16 protein-coding genes are annotated in these 15632 nt (G+C 59.9%); 10 read left to right on the top strand and 6 right to left on the bottom strand.

The genetic code is table 11. From position 1 onward, the window contains the following. Positions 1-199 precede the first annotated feature (199 nt). From asnS to D1641_RS11975, 3 genes are read left to right on the top strand one after another with little or no spacing between them, the layout of a single operon-like run. Positions 200-1594 (top strand): asparagine--tRNA ligase, encoded by a 1395-nt coding sequence (asnS, locus tag D1641_RS11985; protein WP_160665982.1) that lies wholly within the window; start codon positions 200-202, stop codon positions 1592-1594. 11 nt (positions 1595-1605) lie between these two features. After that, positions 1606-2178, top strand: a complete 573-nt coding sequence (locus D1641_RS11980; protein WP_160665980.1) for a Uma2 family endonuclease — start codon at positions 1606-1608, stop codon at positions 2176-2178. Further along, positions 2175-2429 (top strand): helix-hairpin-helix domain-containing protein, encoded by a 255-nt coding sequence (locus D1641_RS11975; RefSeq protein ID WP_160665978.1) that lies wholly within the window; start codon positions 2175-2177, stop codon positions 2427-2429. The genes D1641_RS11980 and D1641_RS11975 overlap by 4 nt, the downstream gene beginning before the upstream one ends. A gap of 35 nt (positions 2430-2464) precedes the next feature. Here the strand turns inward: D1641_RS11975 and D1641_RS11970 are convergent, their stop codons facing one another. Continuing rightward, positions 2465-3397, bottom strand: coding sequence for a D-2-hydroxyacid dehydrogenase (locus D1641_RS11970; protein WP_160665976.1), 933 nt, complete (start codon positions 3395-3397; stop codon positions 2465-2467). 217 nt (positions 3398-3614) lie between these two features. Between D1641_RS11970 and recG the strand changes: the two genes are divergently transcribed. The 7 genes from recG to D1641_RS11935 all read left to right on the top strand — a co-directional run bounded on the left by recG (position 3615) and on the right by D1641_RS11935 (position 10970). Continuing rightward, positions 3615-5708 (top strand): ATP-dependent DNA helicase RecG, encoded by a 2094-nt coding sequence (gene recG, locus D1641_RS11965; protein ID WP_160665974.1) that lies wholly within the window; start codon positions 3615-3617, stop codon positions 5706-5708. 164 nt (positions 5709-5872) lie between these two features. Beyond that, complete coding sequence (locus D1641_RS11960; protein ID WP_160665972.1) at positions 5873-6241, top strand: C-GCAxxG-C-C family protein; 369 nt, start codon at positions 5873-5875, stop codon at positions 6239-6241. A gap of 286 nt (positions 6242-6527) precedes the next feature. Continuing rightward, positions 6528-7574 (top strand): A/G-specific adenine glycosylase, encoded by a 1047-nt coding sequence (gene mutY, locus D1641_RS11955; RefSeq protein ID WP_160665970.1) that lies wholly within the window; start codon positions 6528-6530, stop codon positions 7572-7574. 89 nt (positions 7575-7663) lie between these two features. Further along, positions 7664-8542, top strand: coding sequence for a radical SAM protein (locus tag D1641_RS11950; protein ID WP_160666016.1), 879 nt, complete (start codon positions 7664-7666; stop codon positions 8540-8542). 88 nt (positions 8543-8630) lie between these two features. Next, a complete protein-coding gene (locus D1641_RS11945) occupies positions 8631-9242 on the top strand; it encodes a helix-turn-helix transcriptional regulator (RefSeq protein WP_160665968.1) in 612 nt (203 codons plus the stop codon). Between the two features lie 747 nt (positions 9243-9989). After that, positions 9990-10172 carry a restriction endonuclease gene (locus D1641_RS11940; RefSeq protein WP_160665966.1) on the top strand — a complete coding sequence of 61 codons (183 nt, stop codon included), beginning with the start codon at positions 9990-9992 and terminating at the stop codon, positions 10170-10172. A gap of 324 nt (positions 10173-10496) precedes the next feature. Further along, positions 10497-10970 carry a GNAT family N-acetyltransferase gene (locus tag D1641_RS11935; protein WP_160665964.1) on the top strand — a complete coding sequence of 158 codons (474 nt, stop codon included), beginning with the start codon at positions 10497-10499 and terminating at the stop codon, positions 10968-10970. A gap of 151 nt (positions 10971-11121) precedes the next feature. Here D1641_RS11935 and D1641_RS11930 read toward each other — a convergent pair whose 3' ends face one another. From D1641_RS11930 to D1641_RS19265, 5 genes are all read right to left on the bottom strand, one after another. After that, positions 11122-11604, bottom strand: a complete 483-nt coding sequence (locus tag D1641_RS11930; RefSeq protein WP_160665962.1) for a 23S rRNA (pseudouridine(1915)-N(3))-methyltransferase RlmH — start codon at positions 11602-11604, stop codon at positions 11122-11124. After that, complete coding sequence (locus tag D1641_RS11925; RefSeq protein WP_160665960.1) at positions 11598-12407, bottom strand: MBL fold metallo-hydrolase; 810 nt, start codon at positions 12405-12407, stop codon at positions 11598-11600. Before D1641_RS11925 ends, D1641_RS11930 begins: the two co-directional genes overlap by 7 nt. A gap of 107 nt (positions 12408-12514) precedes the next feature. Then, on the bottom strand, positions 12515-13810 hold the full coding sequence (locus D1641_RS11920; RefSeq protein ID WP_160666014.1) for a UDP-N-acetylglucosamine 1-carboxyvinyltransferase: 1296 nt from the start codon (positions 13808-13810) through the stop codon (positions 12515-12517). A 291-nt stretch (positions 13811-14101) separates the two neighbouring features. Next, the gene (gene hemW / locus D1641_RS11915) at positions 14102-15322 is read right to left on the bottom strand and encodes a radical SAM family heme chaperone HemW (protein ID WP_160665958.1); all 1221 of its coding nucleotides are present in this window, start codon (positions 15320-15322) and stop codon (positions 14102-14104) included. A gap of 33 nt (positions 15323-15355) precedes the next feature. Then, positions 15356-15632: hypothetical protein (locus tag D1641_RS19265; RefSeq protein WP_207708640.1), on the bottom strand; the 277-nt coding region annotated here is incomplete at its 5' end.

The following is a 15632-nucleotide window of genomic DNA, read 5'->3' as shown; positions in this document are numbered from 1 at the left end:
AGCTGACGATACTTAGCTAGTAAATATTATAACACAAGGTCTTTTCCGTGTAAAGCCCAAGAGACTGATTCTTCTCCTTGAAAATACTTGCCCGGAGGGACTTGCCAAGCGGCGGGAAAGGCATTATAATAATCGGGACTAGGTTTTGGACTTTATTATAATAATGACGATAATTTGCACAGTAATAGGAGAGGATTATATGGAACGCACTACCATCGCCGCTATTTTTGCCGACCGGGAGCGCCTGGGCGGACAGACCGTCACCGTGATGGGCTGGGCCCGGACCATCCGGGACATGAAGGGCTTCGGCTTTATCGAGCTCAACGACGGCTCCTGCTTCAAGAACCTCCAGGTGGTCATGGACGCCAATGTGCTGGACAATTTTAAGGAGATCGCCGGCCAGAACGTGGGGGCTGCGCTCATCGTCAGGGGAGAGGTGGTGCTCACCCCGGAGGCCAAGCAGCCCCTGGAGGTGAAAGCCGCCTCCATCAAGGTGGAGGGCTCCTCCACCCCCGACTACCCCCTGCAGAAGAAGCGCCACAGCGTGGAGTATCTGCGTTCCATCCAGCACCTGCGGCCCCGGACCAACCTGTTTTCCGCCGCCTTCCGGGTGCGGAGTGTGGCCGCCCACGCCATTCACTGCTTCTTCCAGGACCGGGGCTTCGTCTATGTCCACACCCCCCTCATCACCGGCTCCGACTGCGAGGGGGCCGGCGAGATGTTCCAGGTCACCACTCTGGACCTGAACAACCCGCCCCGCACCCCCGACGGGCAAATCGACTATACGAAGGACTTTTTCGGCAAGCAGACCAGCCTCACTGTCTCCGGCCAGCTCAACGCCGAGAACTTCGCCATGGCCTTCGGCAACGTCTACACCTTCGGCCCCACCTTCCGGGCGGAGAACTCCAACACCCAGCGCCACGCCGCCGAGTTCTGGATGATCGAGCCAGAGATGGCCTTCGCCGACCTGAGCGACTATATGGACAATGCCGAGGCCATGATTAAGTATGTGATCAGGACCGTGCTGGAGAAGTGCCCCGACGAGATCGCCTTCTTCAACTCCTTTGTTGACAAGGGACTGAAGGAGCGGCTGGAGCATGTGGCCACCTCTGACTTCGGCCGGGTGAGCTACACCGAGGCGGTGGAAATTCTTAAAAAGAACAACGACAGGTTTGACTTCAAGGTGGAGTGGGGGGTGGACCTCCAGACCGAGCACGAGCGCTGCCTCACCGAGGAGGTATTCAAGCGCCCTGTCTTTGTCACCGACTACCCCAAAGAGATTAAGGCCTTCTATATGCGCCTGAACGACGACGGCAAAACCGTGGCCGCCGCCGACTGCCTGGTGCCCGGCATCGGGGAGATCATCGGAGGCAGCCAGCGAGAGGAGCGGTATCAGGTCCTGGAGGCCCGCATTAAGGAGCTGGGCATGGACCCCCACGACTACTGGTGGTATCTGGACCTGCGGCGCTTCGGCTCCTGCCGCCACGCCGGCTACGGCCTGGGCTTCGAGCGGATGGTGATGTACCTCACCGGCATCAACAACATCCGGGACACCCTGCCCCACCCCCGCACCGTAGGCAACGCGGAGTTTTAAGGAGGAAATTTATGGCGCTTCCTGCGAAAAAAGAGCGGTACACCTTTGCGGATTACCTCACTTGGGATGAATATCCGCGCTATGAGCTGATCGATGGAGAGGCGATTATGTTGGCTTCTCCGTCATCCATCCACCAGATCATCAGCATGGAGCTGTCCAGGCAGTTTGCCAACTATCTGGAGGGGAAAAAGTGCCGTGTCATCTCAGCGCCCTTTGACGTCCGCCTTTTTGAGCGGGAGGGTGATCGGCCGGAGGATGTGCAGACGGTGGTCCAGCCGGATATTTCTATCATCTGCGACCAGAACAAACTGGACGAACACGGCTGCAAGGGCGCTCCTGATTTGACACTTGAGATACTTTCACCTTCCAATGCTCACTACGACCTCCTAGTCAAGCTGAATCTGTACCAGAGGGCCGGGGTCCGGGAGTACTGGGTGGTCTCCCCGGAGGATAAAACCGTGAATGTCTTTTTGCTGGACAGAGATGTTCTGGCGCTCCGCGGGGTCTACGGACCAACGGATCTGGCCAAGGTCAGCGTTCTGGATGGCTGCTTTATTGAGCTGAGCAAGGTGTTTCCCGCATGAGGAGGAAATCTGACCTGCAAAAAATCCCCGGTGTGGGGCCCAATATGGCCCGGCACCTGGAGGCCATCGGCTGCTCCACGCTGGACAGCCTCAAGGGCCGGGACCCGGAGGAGCTGTATCAAAGGAGCTGCGTGGTTCAGGGCTGTCAGGTGGACCGATGCGTGCTGTATGTCTACCGGCTGGCCGTCCACTACGCCGAGCACGGCGAATGTCCGCCGGACAAACAGAACTGGTGGGACTGGAAGGATTGATAAGGAGCGGGCGCCGCGGCGTCCGCTCCTTTACGCTATTTTACGATGTTTTCCAGCTCTTTCCCCGCCAGATACCGGCGCAGATTGTCCAGGGCCATCTCCACGCACAGCCGGCGGGTGATGGACAGGTGCATCCCGCCCGCGATGTGGGGGGTGAGGAGCAGGTTGGGGATGTCCCACAGGGGGCTGTCCGGGGGCAGGGGCTCGGGGACGGTGACGTCCAGGGCGGCCCCCCACAGCTTTCCGCCCCTCATGGCCTCCGCCAGGGCGTCCTGGTCCAGGACGGACCCCCGCCCGGAGCTGATGAGGATGGCGTCGTCCTTCATCAGGGCGATGCGCTCTCCGCTGAGCAGCCCCGCCGTCTGGGGGGAGTGGGGCAGCACCAGGGCCACCACGTCGGCCTGGGGGAGGAGCCGGTCCAGCTCATCAATGGCATATACCTGGTCAAAGCCGCCGATGGGGCCGCTTACCGTCCGTTTCAGGCCGATGGTCCTGGCCCCCAAGCCCTGGCACATTTTGGCGAAGGCCGCCCCGATATGTCCCGCCCCCGCCACCAGAACGGTGCTGTCCAGAAGAGTCTTGACGGGCCCCTCGTCGTGCCAGATGCGGGCGCGCTGGTTGTCCCGGTAGGCGGGCAGGCGGCGGCAGAGGGCCAGCAGGCTGGATAGCATGTTCTCCGCCACACTGCGGCTGTTGGAGCCGCTGGAGGAGGTGAGCAGCACCCCCTCCGGGAGCATGTCTACGTACTCGTCGGCCCCCGCCCACATGGTCTGGAACCACTTCAGGTTGGCGGCGTTTTTCATGTCCTCCGCCCGGGGCCAGCCGAAGATGACGGTGGCGGCGGCCAGCTGCTGGGGGGTGACGGTGCTGCGGCGGGCGCGGACGTGGACGGCGTCGGGGGCGATGGCCTCGAACTCAGCCAGCTCTCCCTCCTCCAGGGGCAGGAGGTTCAAAATGTATTCGGACATGGCGGTGCTCCTTTCGACTTTCAGGCGGTCTGATTGCGGCGGCGCGCCGGGTCGTCGCGCCCTACAGGCCCCCTCGTAGGGCGTGACCACTGGGCACGCCGGTTTTCTCCATTATACCCGCCCTCCTCTCCTGTGGCAAGCCCATTCTTCACCTTTACTCCCCGGTCAAGCTGTGGTACAATAGAGCATCATTTTCCCCGGAAAGGAGGCCTCCCCTATGGACGTCACCCGCGATACCCCTCTCACCGATTTCCCGGGCGTGGGGGAGGCCCGGGCCAAAAAGCTGGAGAAGCTTGGCCTGACCTCCGCGGGGGACCTGCTCACCTGGTATCCCCGGGACTATGAGGACCGGCGGAGGATTTACGGCATCCAGGAGGCCCCTCTGGAGGGCCGGGTCTGCGTGGCCGCCATGGCCGCCGAGCACCCCCGGCTGTCCCGCATCCGCAAGGGGCTGGAGCTGGTCCAGGTCAGGGTGGTGGACAACACCGGGGCCCTCCACCTCACCTTTTTCAACCAGAGCTATGTGGAGCGGGCCATCCGGGCGGGGGAGGAGTACATCTTCTTCGGCGCGGTGGAGGTCCAGGGCCGGCGGCGGACTATGGTTAATCCCATCTTCGAGCGGGCGGACAGGCAGTCCTTTACCGGCTGCATCATGCCCGTCTACCGGCTGACGGCGGGCATCTCCAACCACCTGCTGGCCGCTCTGGTCCGGCAGGCCCTGCCCTGCGCGGAGGGGCTGCCCGAGACCCTGCCCCAGCACGTCCGCCAGGCCCGCCGGCTGGCGGCGGCGGAGTTTTCCGTCAAAAACATCCACTTCCCGGAGGACGAAGAGGCGCTCGATCTGGCCCGGCGGCGGCTGGTCTTTGAGGAGCTGTTCTACCTGGCGGTGGGCCTAAGCTTTTTGAAGGACCGCCGGGACCGGGAGGGGGCGGGCCTGCCGGTCCCTCCCCAACCCGCGGAGGAATTTCTCTCCCTGCTGCCCTTCACCCCCACCGGGGCTCAGCGCCGGGTGATGGACGAGGTGGCCGCCGATATGGCCGACAGCCGCCGGCCCATGAACCGGCTGGTCCAGGGGGACGTGGGCTCAGGCAAGACCGCCGTGGCGGCCTGCGCCGGCTGGCTGTGCGCCAAGGGGGGCTGTCAGGGGGCCCTCATGGCCCCCACCGAGGTGCTGGCCGGTCAGCACTATAAGTCCCTGTCCGCCCTGCTTGCCTCCTCCGGGGTGCGGGTGGGGCTGCTCACCGGCTCCATGACCGCCGCGGAGAAGAAAAAGACCCGGGCCGCCCTGGCGGCCGGGGAGATCGACTTTGTGGTGGGCACTCACGCCCTCATCTCCGAGGGGGTGGCCTTTCATAAATTGGCCCTCATTGTGGCCGACGAGCAGCACCGCTTCGGGGTGGCCCAGCGGGCCGCCCTGGCGGCCAAGAGCGGCGAGGAGGTCACCCCCCACGTGCTGGTCATGTCGGCCACCCCCATCCCCCGGACCCTGGCCCTCATGATCTATGGCGACCTGGACGTCTCCGTCATCGACCAGCTCCCCCCGGGGCGGACCCCCATCTCCACCTATGTGGTCCGGGAGGACAAGCGTCAGCGGATGTATAATTTTGTTCGGAAGCAGGTGGCCGAGGGCCGGCAGGCCTACATCATCTGTCCCGCCGTGGAGGAGAATCCCGACGCCGCCCTCCCCGGGGAGGAGTCCCCCGCCCTGAACCTGAAGGCGGTAAAGACCTACGCGGAAAAGCTCCAGCGGGAGGTCTTTCCCGACCTGCGGCTGGGCATCCTCCACGGAAAGATGAAGCCCAGAGAGAAGGAGACGGCCATGGCCGCCTTCGCCTCCGGCCAGACTCAGGTGCTGGTGGCCACCACGGTGGTGGAGGTGGGGGTGGACGTGCCCAACGCCTCCCTTATCATCATCGAGAACGCCGACCGCTTCGGCCTCAGCCAGCTCCACCAGCTCCGGGGAAGGGTGGGCCGGGGGCAGCACCCCTCCCACTGCGTGCTCATCACGGGAACCCGCAGCCTGGAGGCCATGGAGCGGCTGCACACACTGGCCTCCACCACTGACGGTTTCAAAATCTCTGAGGAGGACCTGAGAGTCCGGGGCCCGGGGGACTTCTTCGGCAACCGGCAGCACGGCCTGCCCCAGATGAAGCTGGCCGACCTGGCCGGGGACATGCGCCTGCTCAGCGAGGCCCAGGAGGCCGCCCGGGAGCTGCTGGCGGAGGACCCCCGACTCACCGCACCGGAGAACCGGCCCGTCTGGGAGCGGGTCCGCCGGCTCTTTGCCGACACGCCGGATATCTTCAATTAGAGAATATGCAGAACTCCTGACAGCGGCCTGTAGGGGCGGACATTGTCCGCCCGCGCTATTCGATACAAACCGTATGATCGTGCAGGCGCACAATGCGCGTCCCTGCATGGTGTCGATATATCTGATGACTGCTAATATTGATAATAGAGAGGAGAACAAAAACAATGACACATTTAGAAAAAGCCAAGGAGCTCCGGGCCCGCACCGACGTACACTTCAACTGCTGCCAGTCCGTTCTGGTCACCTTCGCCCAAGAGATGGGCCTCACCGAGGAGCAGGCCTTCGACTTGGGGGCCAGCTTCGGATCCGGGATGCGTTGCGGCTCAGTGTGCGGAGCCCTCACCGCCGCCCTGATGGTGCTGGGCATGACCCACTATCCCCCGGAGGAGGTGGACAGCTTCCGGCGCAAATTCCTGGAGGACCACGGAGAGATCAACTGCGCCGCCCTGCTGAAAAAGTCCCACGAGGCGGGCATCCCCCGGAAGGTGCACTGTGACGGCCTGGTCTTTGAGGTGGTTCAGGCGCTGGACTGAGACTCCTCTGCCTGCGGCAAAGCCACACAGGGACGCCCCGGATGGGACGTCCCTGTGTGGTGATCTGGAAGGATGGATGAAAAAGGAATGATGGAGCGTAAAATCAAAAATCTGTGAAGGGCCGACAAGAGCGGCAGCCGGTTCTTCATTCATTTTTATCCCTTGCTCCGCAACAAACTCTATCACCCCCCGGGCTAAAATGCCATCCCCAAATCCGTTATGTATCATATAGGTTTTTTGTTATTTTTTCGAGCACATATCAATCACGACAGAGAGGAGTCTGACCTTGGACGAGCTGCGGCAGCTGCCTGTTCCCCTGCTGGTCTGGTATCGGGAAAACGCCCGGACCCTACCCTGGCGAAGCGACCCCACGCCCTACCATGTGTGGGTCTCAGAAATCATGCTCCAGCAGACCCGCGTTGCGGCGGTGCTGGATTATTACCGCCGGTTTCTGGAGGCGGCCCCCGACGCCGCCGCCCTGGCCAGCCTGTCCCAGGACCAGCTGATGAAGCTCTGGCAGGGGCTGGGCTACTACAGCCGGGCCAGAAACCTGCAAAAAGCGGCAAAACAAATCACGGAATGTCACGGAGGAGTATTTCCAAATACTTATGAGGAGATACGGTCGCTGGCCGGTGTGGGGGACTACACGGCCGGAGCTGTCGCCTCCATCGCCTTTGGCCTGCCCGTTCCGGCGGTGGACGGCAACGTCCTCCGGGTCACCGCCCGCCTCACCGGAGACAGCGGCGATATCACCACCCCCGCCATGAAGAAGCGGGTAACGGCCGCCCTGGCGGAGGTTATTCCCCTGGACGCCCCTGGCGATTTCAACCAGGCTCTGATGGAGCTGGGAGCCACCGTCTGCCTGCCAAACGGCGCTCCCCTGTGCGAGCGGTGTCCCGCCGCCCATCTCTGCCGGGCCTTTCAGGAGGGACGGACAGGGGAGCTGCCTGTCAAGGCGGCAAAGAAGGCCAGGCGGGTGGAGGAGCGCGCCATCTACCTCCTGTTTTTCAGAGACAGGGTCGCCCTCCGCCGCCGGCCGGACCGGGGTCTGCTGGCGGGGCTGTGGGAGTACCCCAGCGAGCTGGCCGACGGGACGGACTGGCTGGCCCGGTGGGGGCTGTCCGTCCCTGTGCTGGAAAAGGCGGGGACGGGGAAGCACATTTTCACCCATATCGAGTGGCGCATGACCGCCCTGGCCGGGGAGCTGGACGGGCCGGACCTGCCCGAGGGCTGGGTGTGGGCGGACCGGGCGGCCCTGCGGGATACCTATGCCGTTCCCAACGCCTTCCGGAGCTTTGAAAAGATTGTTCTGGACCGGCTGGGGCATTTTTAGCGGGGGATTTTGTTCCTTTTTCTTGAAAGAAAAAGGAACCTAAAAAGAACTTTCCTTGTTATGACTTTGAAAGAAAGGTCTTGGCTGATGTGATTTGCAACTTATGTCCCCGGCGCTGCGGGGCGGAGCGCACCGAAACAGCGGGGGCCGGGTACTGTCGGATGTCGGAGATGCCTGTCCTGGCCCGGGCCGCCCTCCACGTTTGGGAGGAGCCTCCCATCTCCGGAACTCGGGGCTCGGGGACGGTTTTCTTCTCCGGATGCTCTCTGGGGTGTGTGTTCTGTCAGAACGAGAGGATCAGCCATCAGGATTTCGGAAAGACGGTCACCCTGGACCGTCTGCGGGCCATCTGCCAGGAACTGATCGCCCAGGGGGCCCACAACCTGAACTTTGTCAACCCCACCCACTACGCCCACGTCCTGGCCGCCCTGCTGGAGGACTGGCATCCTCCAATACCTGTTGTATTCAATACTGGGGGATATGACAGGGTGGAGACGCTGCGGCGGCTGGAGGGGAAGGTAGATATTTACCTCCCTGACCTGAAATATTTGGACGGCGAGACCGCCCGCCGGTACTCCGCCGCCCCTGATTACCCGGAGGTCGCCCGGGCGGCCATCCGGGAGATGGTCCGTCAGACCGGCCCCTGCCGGTTTGACGATAACGGGCTGTTATTAAGAGGGACGGTAATACGCCATCTCATTCTTCCCGGCCAGGTAAGCCAGGCCAAGGCGGTGATGGACTGGGCGGCCCGGGAGTTCGCACCGGGGACGGTGCTCTTCTCCCTTATGAGCCAGTACACCCCCTGGGGGGACCTGTCCGCCTGTCCCGAGCTGGACCGCCGCCTGCGCCCCGGGGAGATGCGGGCCGCCCGGGAGTACATGGAGAACCTGGGGCTGGCCGGCTTCACCCAGGAGCGGACCAGCGCGAAGGAGGAGTACACCCCGCCCTTCGATTTGACGGGAATTTGAGAAAAAAGTCGGGATGCAACCGATAGTTGCCGGATAGTTGGTAGCTTTTTTGCTAAAAATCTGCTATGCTGGTCCGGAGGTGATTCCAATGACATTAGGAGAAAAGATCAGGGAACAGCGGACCGCCCACGGTCTGTCCCAGGAGACGCTGGCGGAACAGATGGGAGTCAGCCGTCAGGCGGTGACCAAGTGGGAGGCGGACCAGTCCGCCCCCAGCTCGGAAAAACTCATCGCCCTGGCTAAACTGTTTCACATCTCGCTGGACGAGCTGATCGGCAATGAGGTAACTTCCGGCGAGGTCCCCCAGGGTAAGAATCCCAACCTCATCCTGCGGGCCAATCTGACGAGGATGGCCATCACGCTCCACGCTGCTTTCGGGTACGCGGCCGCGCAGCATCTCTGGATGGCAAGGCGGGCATTCTATCGCTCAGACATCATGGCGCCTACCATTTTTTCCGGCATCTGCCTGGCTCTGTGCTCCATATGGATGGCCTCCAATCACCGCTTTGAGCCCGACCTGAAGCAGAGAAGGAAGAACACCCGGATTGAACTGCTTTACTGCCTGGTCCAGCTGGGCTTTGCGTACCTCATCATCTATGCCGGGATCGGCATTGTGGGGGCGCTGCTGATGATGGTCACAGTGTTTGTCTACATTGTCGTTATCAACCCCAAGTACATGAACCGGAAGCTGACAAAATAAAACGGGAGCCTGACATATCATGTCAGGCTCCTTTTGCCGATTTTCGGGTCATTCTGTTGACGTACAGGCAGGTTTCTGCTATAATTCGACACAAGGGAACGCCGGTTAAGGCGAGGGCGGTTTTGGCACACCTCTGCAAAGGGGGTGAGCACGATGACTTTGACACTTACTTTCCGCATTCGTGGATATACAGTAACGGTTCAAGTCAAGGTAAAGTGAAACCGCCACCCTGCACGGTGACGGTTTCTTAGCCTTGCGTTAAGAAATTTTCCCTGTTGGGGCCAAACCGCCAGCGCTTGGCGATTCCCCTGCACAGCTGTAGCATACCACATTTTTGTGGCGGTGTCAAGCTGTGGGGCGGCTCGTCCCTTTTAAGAAAGTCCCAATTCTCCCTTGTGTTGATAAAGAATAGCGCAGAATAAACATACACGACAAACGAATAATCAAACAAATCCTAAGAACCGAGGATGTACGCCAGCCGTGTACATCCTCGGTTTTTATATTTGTGGAAATCCAACAATCAGCACCAACTGAATTTAGTTACTCAAACGAAGTTTAGGTGGGGTGATTTATTACCCCTTAATCCTCTCATTTCAACCATCAAATCATATCAACAATCCCTATACACGCTTCCAATAGATGCTGCATCCTCCATCATTCCAAGCGTACTACTCAAAAACAATCACTGCCTCATGAAGTGTTGAACTTAAAAAACAAGTTCAATACATATTTCAGGAGGCATACATCATGTCAAAGAACATCATATCAGCAGAGAACAGTGTCTTTAAGAACTGCTATTCAGGAACAGACTTTGAAGATAACGTAGTTGAGTTCCTTCAGCATCTCCACTTCAAGGCAAACCGCATCCGTAAGAATGATGGAGGTGTAGACATTATTGAAGATATCGGAAAAGCACTCAACGGAGGTTAATAAACCAGCAAGGATACATCTAAATACATTAAGAAAAGCAACGGATCATCCGTTGCTTTTCTTATATCGAATATATCCCAAATCCATCATAGTGTGTACAAAGATGCACACCACCCATGTACATCGTGAATGAAAGAAATTCAATAGACTGAATGAGTATACACCCCAGATTTTGGAAATAAGCGTCATAAACACAAACGGAAATTGGGAGTTAAGAAAGGTGTTGCTGAGATATACCTTCGGCAGTTTCTACAAAAGCACATTGATATAATAGGAGTCTTATGCTATAATCGGCTCAACAAATCCCGGCTGTGGGAGGGAATTATGAATTATTATATTAGAACACTATTAGAGGGGGAAGATGGCTTACTTCAAGAGTTTTTATACAATGCCATCTTTGTGCCGGAGGGAATACCTGCACCACCTAAATCAATTATCAATCAGCCAAAATTGCAGGTATATATAGCCGATTTTGGTAAGAAAAAAGACGATATAGGCTTGGTTGCGGAGGTTGATAAAAGAGTTGTCGGTGCTGTTTGGGTACGCATTATGAATGATTATGGACATATAGATAACAACACTCCGTCCTTTGCCATTTCCTTATATAAAGATTATCGGGGATTTGGAATAGGAACTAATTTGATGAAGAAAATGCTTCATATTCTGAAAGACAGAGGGTATAAACAAGCATCACTCACTGTACAAAAAACAAACTATGCTGTGAGAATGTATCAAAAAACAGGATTTGAAATTGTAGGCGAAAATGAGGAAGAATATATTATGCTTTGTCGTCTGTGATGATATAACTTCCGGTTTAGTGGGCAGTCATCCACCAGTGGATGGCTGCCCACTTTGGATATTTTGACGCACGGTTTGACGAAGCGGCTTTTGGCAACACCAATCTGAAAAGGGATGACGGCTCCGTTCTCATTTTTGAGGCGGGGCCGTTTTATTTATGGTAGGACGACCCCTCGCTGATCTTAAACGCCCGGTAGATCTGCTCCAGGAGCATGACCCGGGCTAGGTGGTGGGGGAAGGTCATGGGGGACATGGACAGCTGGACGTTGGCCTCCGCCTTGATGGAGGGGTGGAGGCCATAGCTGCCGCCGATGATGAAAACCATGTGCTTGTCCGGACTGCGGCCCGGGATGGGGAACATCTGGGGAATCTCCTCGCTGGAGCGCATCCTGCCCTCCACGCACAGGGCCGCCACCCGGGAGCTGGGGGGAATTTTGGCCCGGATGGCGTCCCCCTCCTTGTCCAGGGCGTTGGTGATCTCCCCCAGGGTGGGGTCCTTGGACAGCTTTGCCTCGGGGATTTCAATGACAGTCAGCTTGCAGTAGGCGGAAAGCCGTTTCACATACTCGGCGCAGGCGTCCTTGTAGAACTTCTCCTTCAGCTTGCCCACGCAGATGAGATAGACGCTCAGCATGCCGCCGCCTCCCTTCCCAGGGCAAAGGTTGGTCCCAGGACATCGGCGGGGGCCACAGAAAGGGAGATGTCCCGGGTCAGGTCGTATCCCGCAGCCAGCAGCCGCCGGCTGACGGTTTCATAGGCCCGGGCGGGGGTGTTGTTGGTCCGGGACAGGTGGGCCAGGAGGAGAGTCTTTGTTCCGGACTCCGCAGCGAAGGCGGCCAGATCCCCTCCCGCCTCGTTGGACAGGTGGCCGTAGTTCCCCAGGATGCGCTGCTTTAAGTAGTAGGGGTAGGGGCCCGATTTGACCCAGTCCACGTCGTGATTGGACTCGCACACCAGCAGGTCACAGCCCTTCACTGCCTGGAGGACCGCGTCTGTCACATATCCCAGGTCGGTGCACAGCACCATCCGCCCCCCGTCCCCGGCGATGGACCAGCCCACGCTGCCCGCCGCGTCGTGGGGGGTGGGAAAGGACTCCGCCCACAGCGAGCCGATCTGCACCCCGGAGCCCGCCTCCCGCTCCTGAACCAGGTCCTCCAGAAAGGCCGTCTTATAGCACAGGCGGCGGCAGGTGGGGCCGGTGGCGAGGATGGGGACCCGACATTTTTTAGTAAGCACCTGAAGTCCGGAGACGTGGTCGCTGTGCTCATGGGTGATGAGGATGGCGGACAGGGCCTCCGGCTCTACGCCCAGGGACCTGAGCCCGGCGGTGATGCGCCGGGCGGAGATGCCCGCGTCCAGCAGGATATGGGTGTCTCCGCAGGACACCAGGGCGGCGTTGCCTGTGGAGCCGCTGGCAAGGGTGGTGAAGGTGAGCAACAGACTGCCTCCTTAACAGGTTGTAGGGGGCGGCCTTTGGGCCGCCCCGTCAATGAAGCCAGGAAAATGGGGCGGCACAGAGGCCGCCCCCTACAGACGATCAGATGTTACCCCACCTGAGATTGGTCCTCCTCGCCGGGGACGGTGACAGTGCGGATATCGGCCCCCACAGCGGCCAGCTTCTCCACGATGGTCTCATAGCCCCGCTCAATATGCTGGATGCCGTCAATCTCGGTGACCCCCTGGGCGGCCAGGCCGGCAATGACCATGGCGGCCCCGGCCCGCAGGTCGCAGGCGTGGACAGGGGCTCCGGTAAGGTGGTCCACTCCCTCGATCACGGCCACCTTGCCGTCCACCTGGATGTGGGCCCCCATGCGGCGGAACTCGTCCACATAGCGGTAGCGGTTGTCCCAGACCCCCTCCATCAGGACGCTGGTCCCCTGTGCCACGCACAGAGCGGCGGCAATCTGGGGCTGCATGTCGGTGGGGAAGCCGGGGTAGGGCATGGTCTTAACGTTCACACGGGAGATGGGGCCGTCCCGGCGCAGGCGGACGGCGTCGTCCAGTTCCTCCACCTCCACCCCCATCTCCGCCAGCTTGGCGGTGATGCAGTCCAGGTGCTTGGGGATGACATTTTTGATGACCACCTCGCCCCCGGCGGCAGCCACGGCGGCCATATAGGTACCCGCCTCGATCTGGTCTGGGATGATGGAGTAGGAGCCGCCCCGCAGCCGCTCCACCCCCCGGATCTTAATGACGTCGGTGCCGGCACCCCGGATGTCGGCCCCCATGGAGTTGAGGAAGTTAGCCAGGTCCACAATGTGGGGCTCCTTGGCGGCGTTTTCAATGACAGTGAGGCCGTCGGCCAGGACGGCGGCCAGCATGATGTTCATGGTGGCTCCCACCGAGACGATGTCCAGATATACCTGACCTCCGGACAGCCGGGCGCCCCCGGGCACCCGGGCGTCGATGAGGCCGTTGCGCACCTCCACCTCGGCTCCCATGGCCACAAAGCCCTTGATATGCTGGTCCACGGGCCGGCCGCCCAGGTCGCAGCCGCCGGGCAGGGGCACCTCGGCCCAGCTGAACCGGCCCAGAAGGGCGCCCACGAGGTAATAGCTGGCGCGGATCTTCCGGGCCAGCTCGTAGGGCACCTGACGGTTGCGGATATGGGAGCAGTCCACCTCAATGGTGCTCTTGTTGACGACGCGAATGTCCGCGCCCAATTCACGGAGGATCTGGAGAATCAGGGTAACATCGCTGATCTGAGGAACATTTTCAATGCGGCAGGTCCCGTCTACCAGCAGGGCGGCGGGAATAATGGCGACAGCGGCGTTTTTCGCCCCGCTGATCTGGATCGCTCCATGGAGGGGGTTCCCCCCGTGAATGAGATATTTGGTCAAAAAACTGCACCCTCTCTTCCAAAGCATGGAATCTATCGTAGATATGGCGTGGGCCATACGTAAAATCAAATTGCGGCCTCCCAGGCCTTTCCGCCCGGTGGGCACAATAAACCGCATATATTATAGCACTATTATGTCCGGTGCGCAACAAAAATTACGCAGCTGTGAACAGATTGTTAAAAAAGACGGACAGCGGGGGAAAAAGCCTCCTTTCACTGTCCGATACTCAAAATTTTCCAGCAATAAATCATAAAGAACACGGCCGGCACGCAGGGCGGATGCTGTCCGCCCCTACGGCTTTTTCCCCTGATAGCGGGCCTGCGCCTTGGGCAGCAGCTCATTCAGCCGGGCCTTTTCCTGCCGCTCCAGCAGGTCACCAATAAGCTGGTTGGATACCAGGAACCCCTTGGGGGTAAGCCGCCAGCGGCATTCCTCTGTTTTCGCCGCCCAGCCCTGGGCCGCGAACTGGTCCAGCCGGGCCTCGAGGGGGGAAAAGTCCATAAAATAGGTCCCCCGATACTCCCACTCCTCAATGCCCCGGGCAGTGCGCAGGCCCAGCATCAGATACTCGCTGCTCCGCTCCTCCCGGGGAATCAGGTCTTGGCTGTCCAGCAGTTCTCCCCCCTCCAGCACTCCTCTGATATAGACCTCCAGGTCCTGAACCCAGGAGTACCGCCGGCCGCCGAAATCGGAGTGGGCCCCGGGTCCGAAGCCGATATAGGGCTGCAGCCGCCAGTAGCGCAGGTTATGCCGGGACTCAAACCCGGGCCTGGCGAAGTTGGAGATTTCGTATTGCCTGTAGCCGGCCTGCTCCAGCCGTTCCACTGCCCACAGATACAGGCCGGCCTGAGCGTCGTCGTCTGGGAGGATCTCCCCGGCGGCCACTCGGGCGGCGAGGGGGGTGCCCTCCTCCACCTTCAGCCCGTAGCAGGACAGATGCTCCGGCTCCAGAGCCAAGGCGTGCTCCACCGTCTGCCGCCAGCTGTCCACGGTCTGGCCGGGCAGGCCATAAATCAGGTCCAGGGACAGATTTTTCAGCTTGGCCCGACGGGCAGCGGCCACGGCCTCGTCCCCCTGATCCACCGTATGGGGGCGGTGAATCTCCTTCAGCTCCCCGGGGCAGGCTGATTGCAGGCCGAAGGAGATGCGGTTGAACCCCGCCCTCCGGAGGGCCCGCAAAGACTTGAAGTCCGCGCTGTCCGGGTTGGCCTCCAGGGTAACCTCCGCCCCTCTTTCCAGCCGGTAGTGCTTCTTTACCGCCGAGAGCAGCTCCCTCAGCCGCTTCTCCCCATAAAAGCTGGGAGTGCCGCCGCCGAAGTAAACTGTGTCCACCGAAAAGCTGCGGGCCACAGGGGCTGTCTCCTTCAGATGGGCCAGCAGCGCCTTTTGATAGCCGTCCATCCGCGCCTCCTGCCCCGCCAGGGAGTAGAAGTCGCAGTAGTCGCATTTGCTGCGGCAGAAGGGAATGTGAATGTAGATGCCCAGCTTCTCCGCGGGCTTCCTGTCTGTCATGATCGGACTCCTTAACTCAAATATTTTTCTTAATTATAACAGAAAAATACCTGCCTGCACAGAAAAATCTTTCTGCCTGTTTTGACAACACAACAGAGCTCCAGGGCGCTGAAGTGACCGTGGAGCGGGTGAGCTTAGCAGCTGATTGTCTACCAGATGGTGCGGGAGTCTGCCTTCACCAGAACCTTGCAGAACAGCCTTGAGCGGTCTGAGAAAAAAGGAAATATTATAAAAATTTCTATATTTTCTCCAAATTTTTGAGGGATTTTCAGCCGGCCTCAGGGCCCAGACTTGTGTCACGCCCCTTGCC

This window comes from Colidextribacter sp. OB.20 (assembly GCF_009911595.1).
GTDB lineage: Bacteria > Bacillota > Clostridia > Oscillospirales > Oscillospiraceae > Lawsonibacter.
Note: the sequence above shows the minus strand (reverse complement) of the source record. Positions and strands in the feature narration are given on the sequence as shown.

Excerpts from the sequence above, each read along its gene's own strand:
- asnS (WP_160665982.1), top strand. The coding sequence starts at position 200 with ATGGAACGCACTACCATCGCCGCTATTTTTGCCGACCGGGAGCGCCTG.
- D1641_RS11980 (WP_160665980.1), top strand. The coding sequence starts at position 1,606 with ATGGCGCTTCCTGCGAAAAAAGAGCGGTACACCTTTGCGGATTACCTC.
- D1641_RS11975 (WP_160665978.1), top strand. The coding sequence starts at position 2,175 with ATGAGGAGGAAATCTGACCTGCAAAAAATCCCCGGTGTGGGGCCCAAT.
- D1641_RS11970 (WP_160665976.1), bottom strand. The coding sequence starts at position 3,397 with ATGTCCGAATACATTTTGAACCTCCTGCCCCTGGAGGAGGGAGAGCTG.
- recG (WP_160665974.1), top strand. The coding sequence starts at position 3,615 with ATGGACGTCACCCGCGATACCCCTCTCACCGATTTCCCGGGCGTGGGG.
- D1641_RS11960 (WP_160665972.1), top strand. The coding sequence starts at position 5,873 with ATGACACATTTAGAAAAAGCCAAGGAGCTCCGGGCCCGCACCGACGTA.
- D1641_RS11945 (WP_160665968.1), top strand. The coding sequence starts at position 8,631 with ATGACATTAGGAGAAAAGATCAGGGAACAGCGGACCGCCCACGGTCTG.
- D1641_RS11940 (WP_160665966.1), top strand. The coding sequence starts at position 9,990 with ATGTCAAAGAACATCATATCAGCAGAGAACAGTGTCTTTAAGAACTGC.
- D1641_RS11935 (WP_160665964.1), top strand. The coding sequence starts at position 10,497 with ATGAATTATTATATTAGAACACTATTAGAGGGGGAAGATGGCTTACTT.
- D1641_RS11930 (WP_160665962.1), bottom strand. The coding sequence starts at position 11,604 with ATGCTGAGCGTCTATCTCATCTGCGTGGGCAAGCTGAAGGAGAAGTTC.
- hemW (WP_160665958.1), bottom strand. The coding sequence starts at position 15,322 with ATGACAGACAGGAAGCCCGCGGAGAAGCTGGGCATCTACATTCACATT.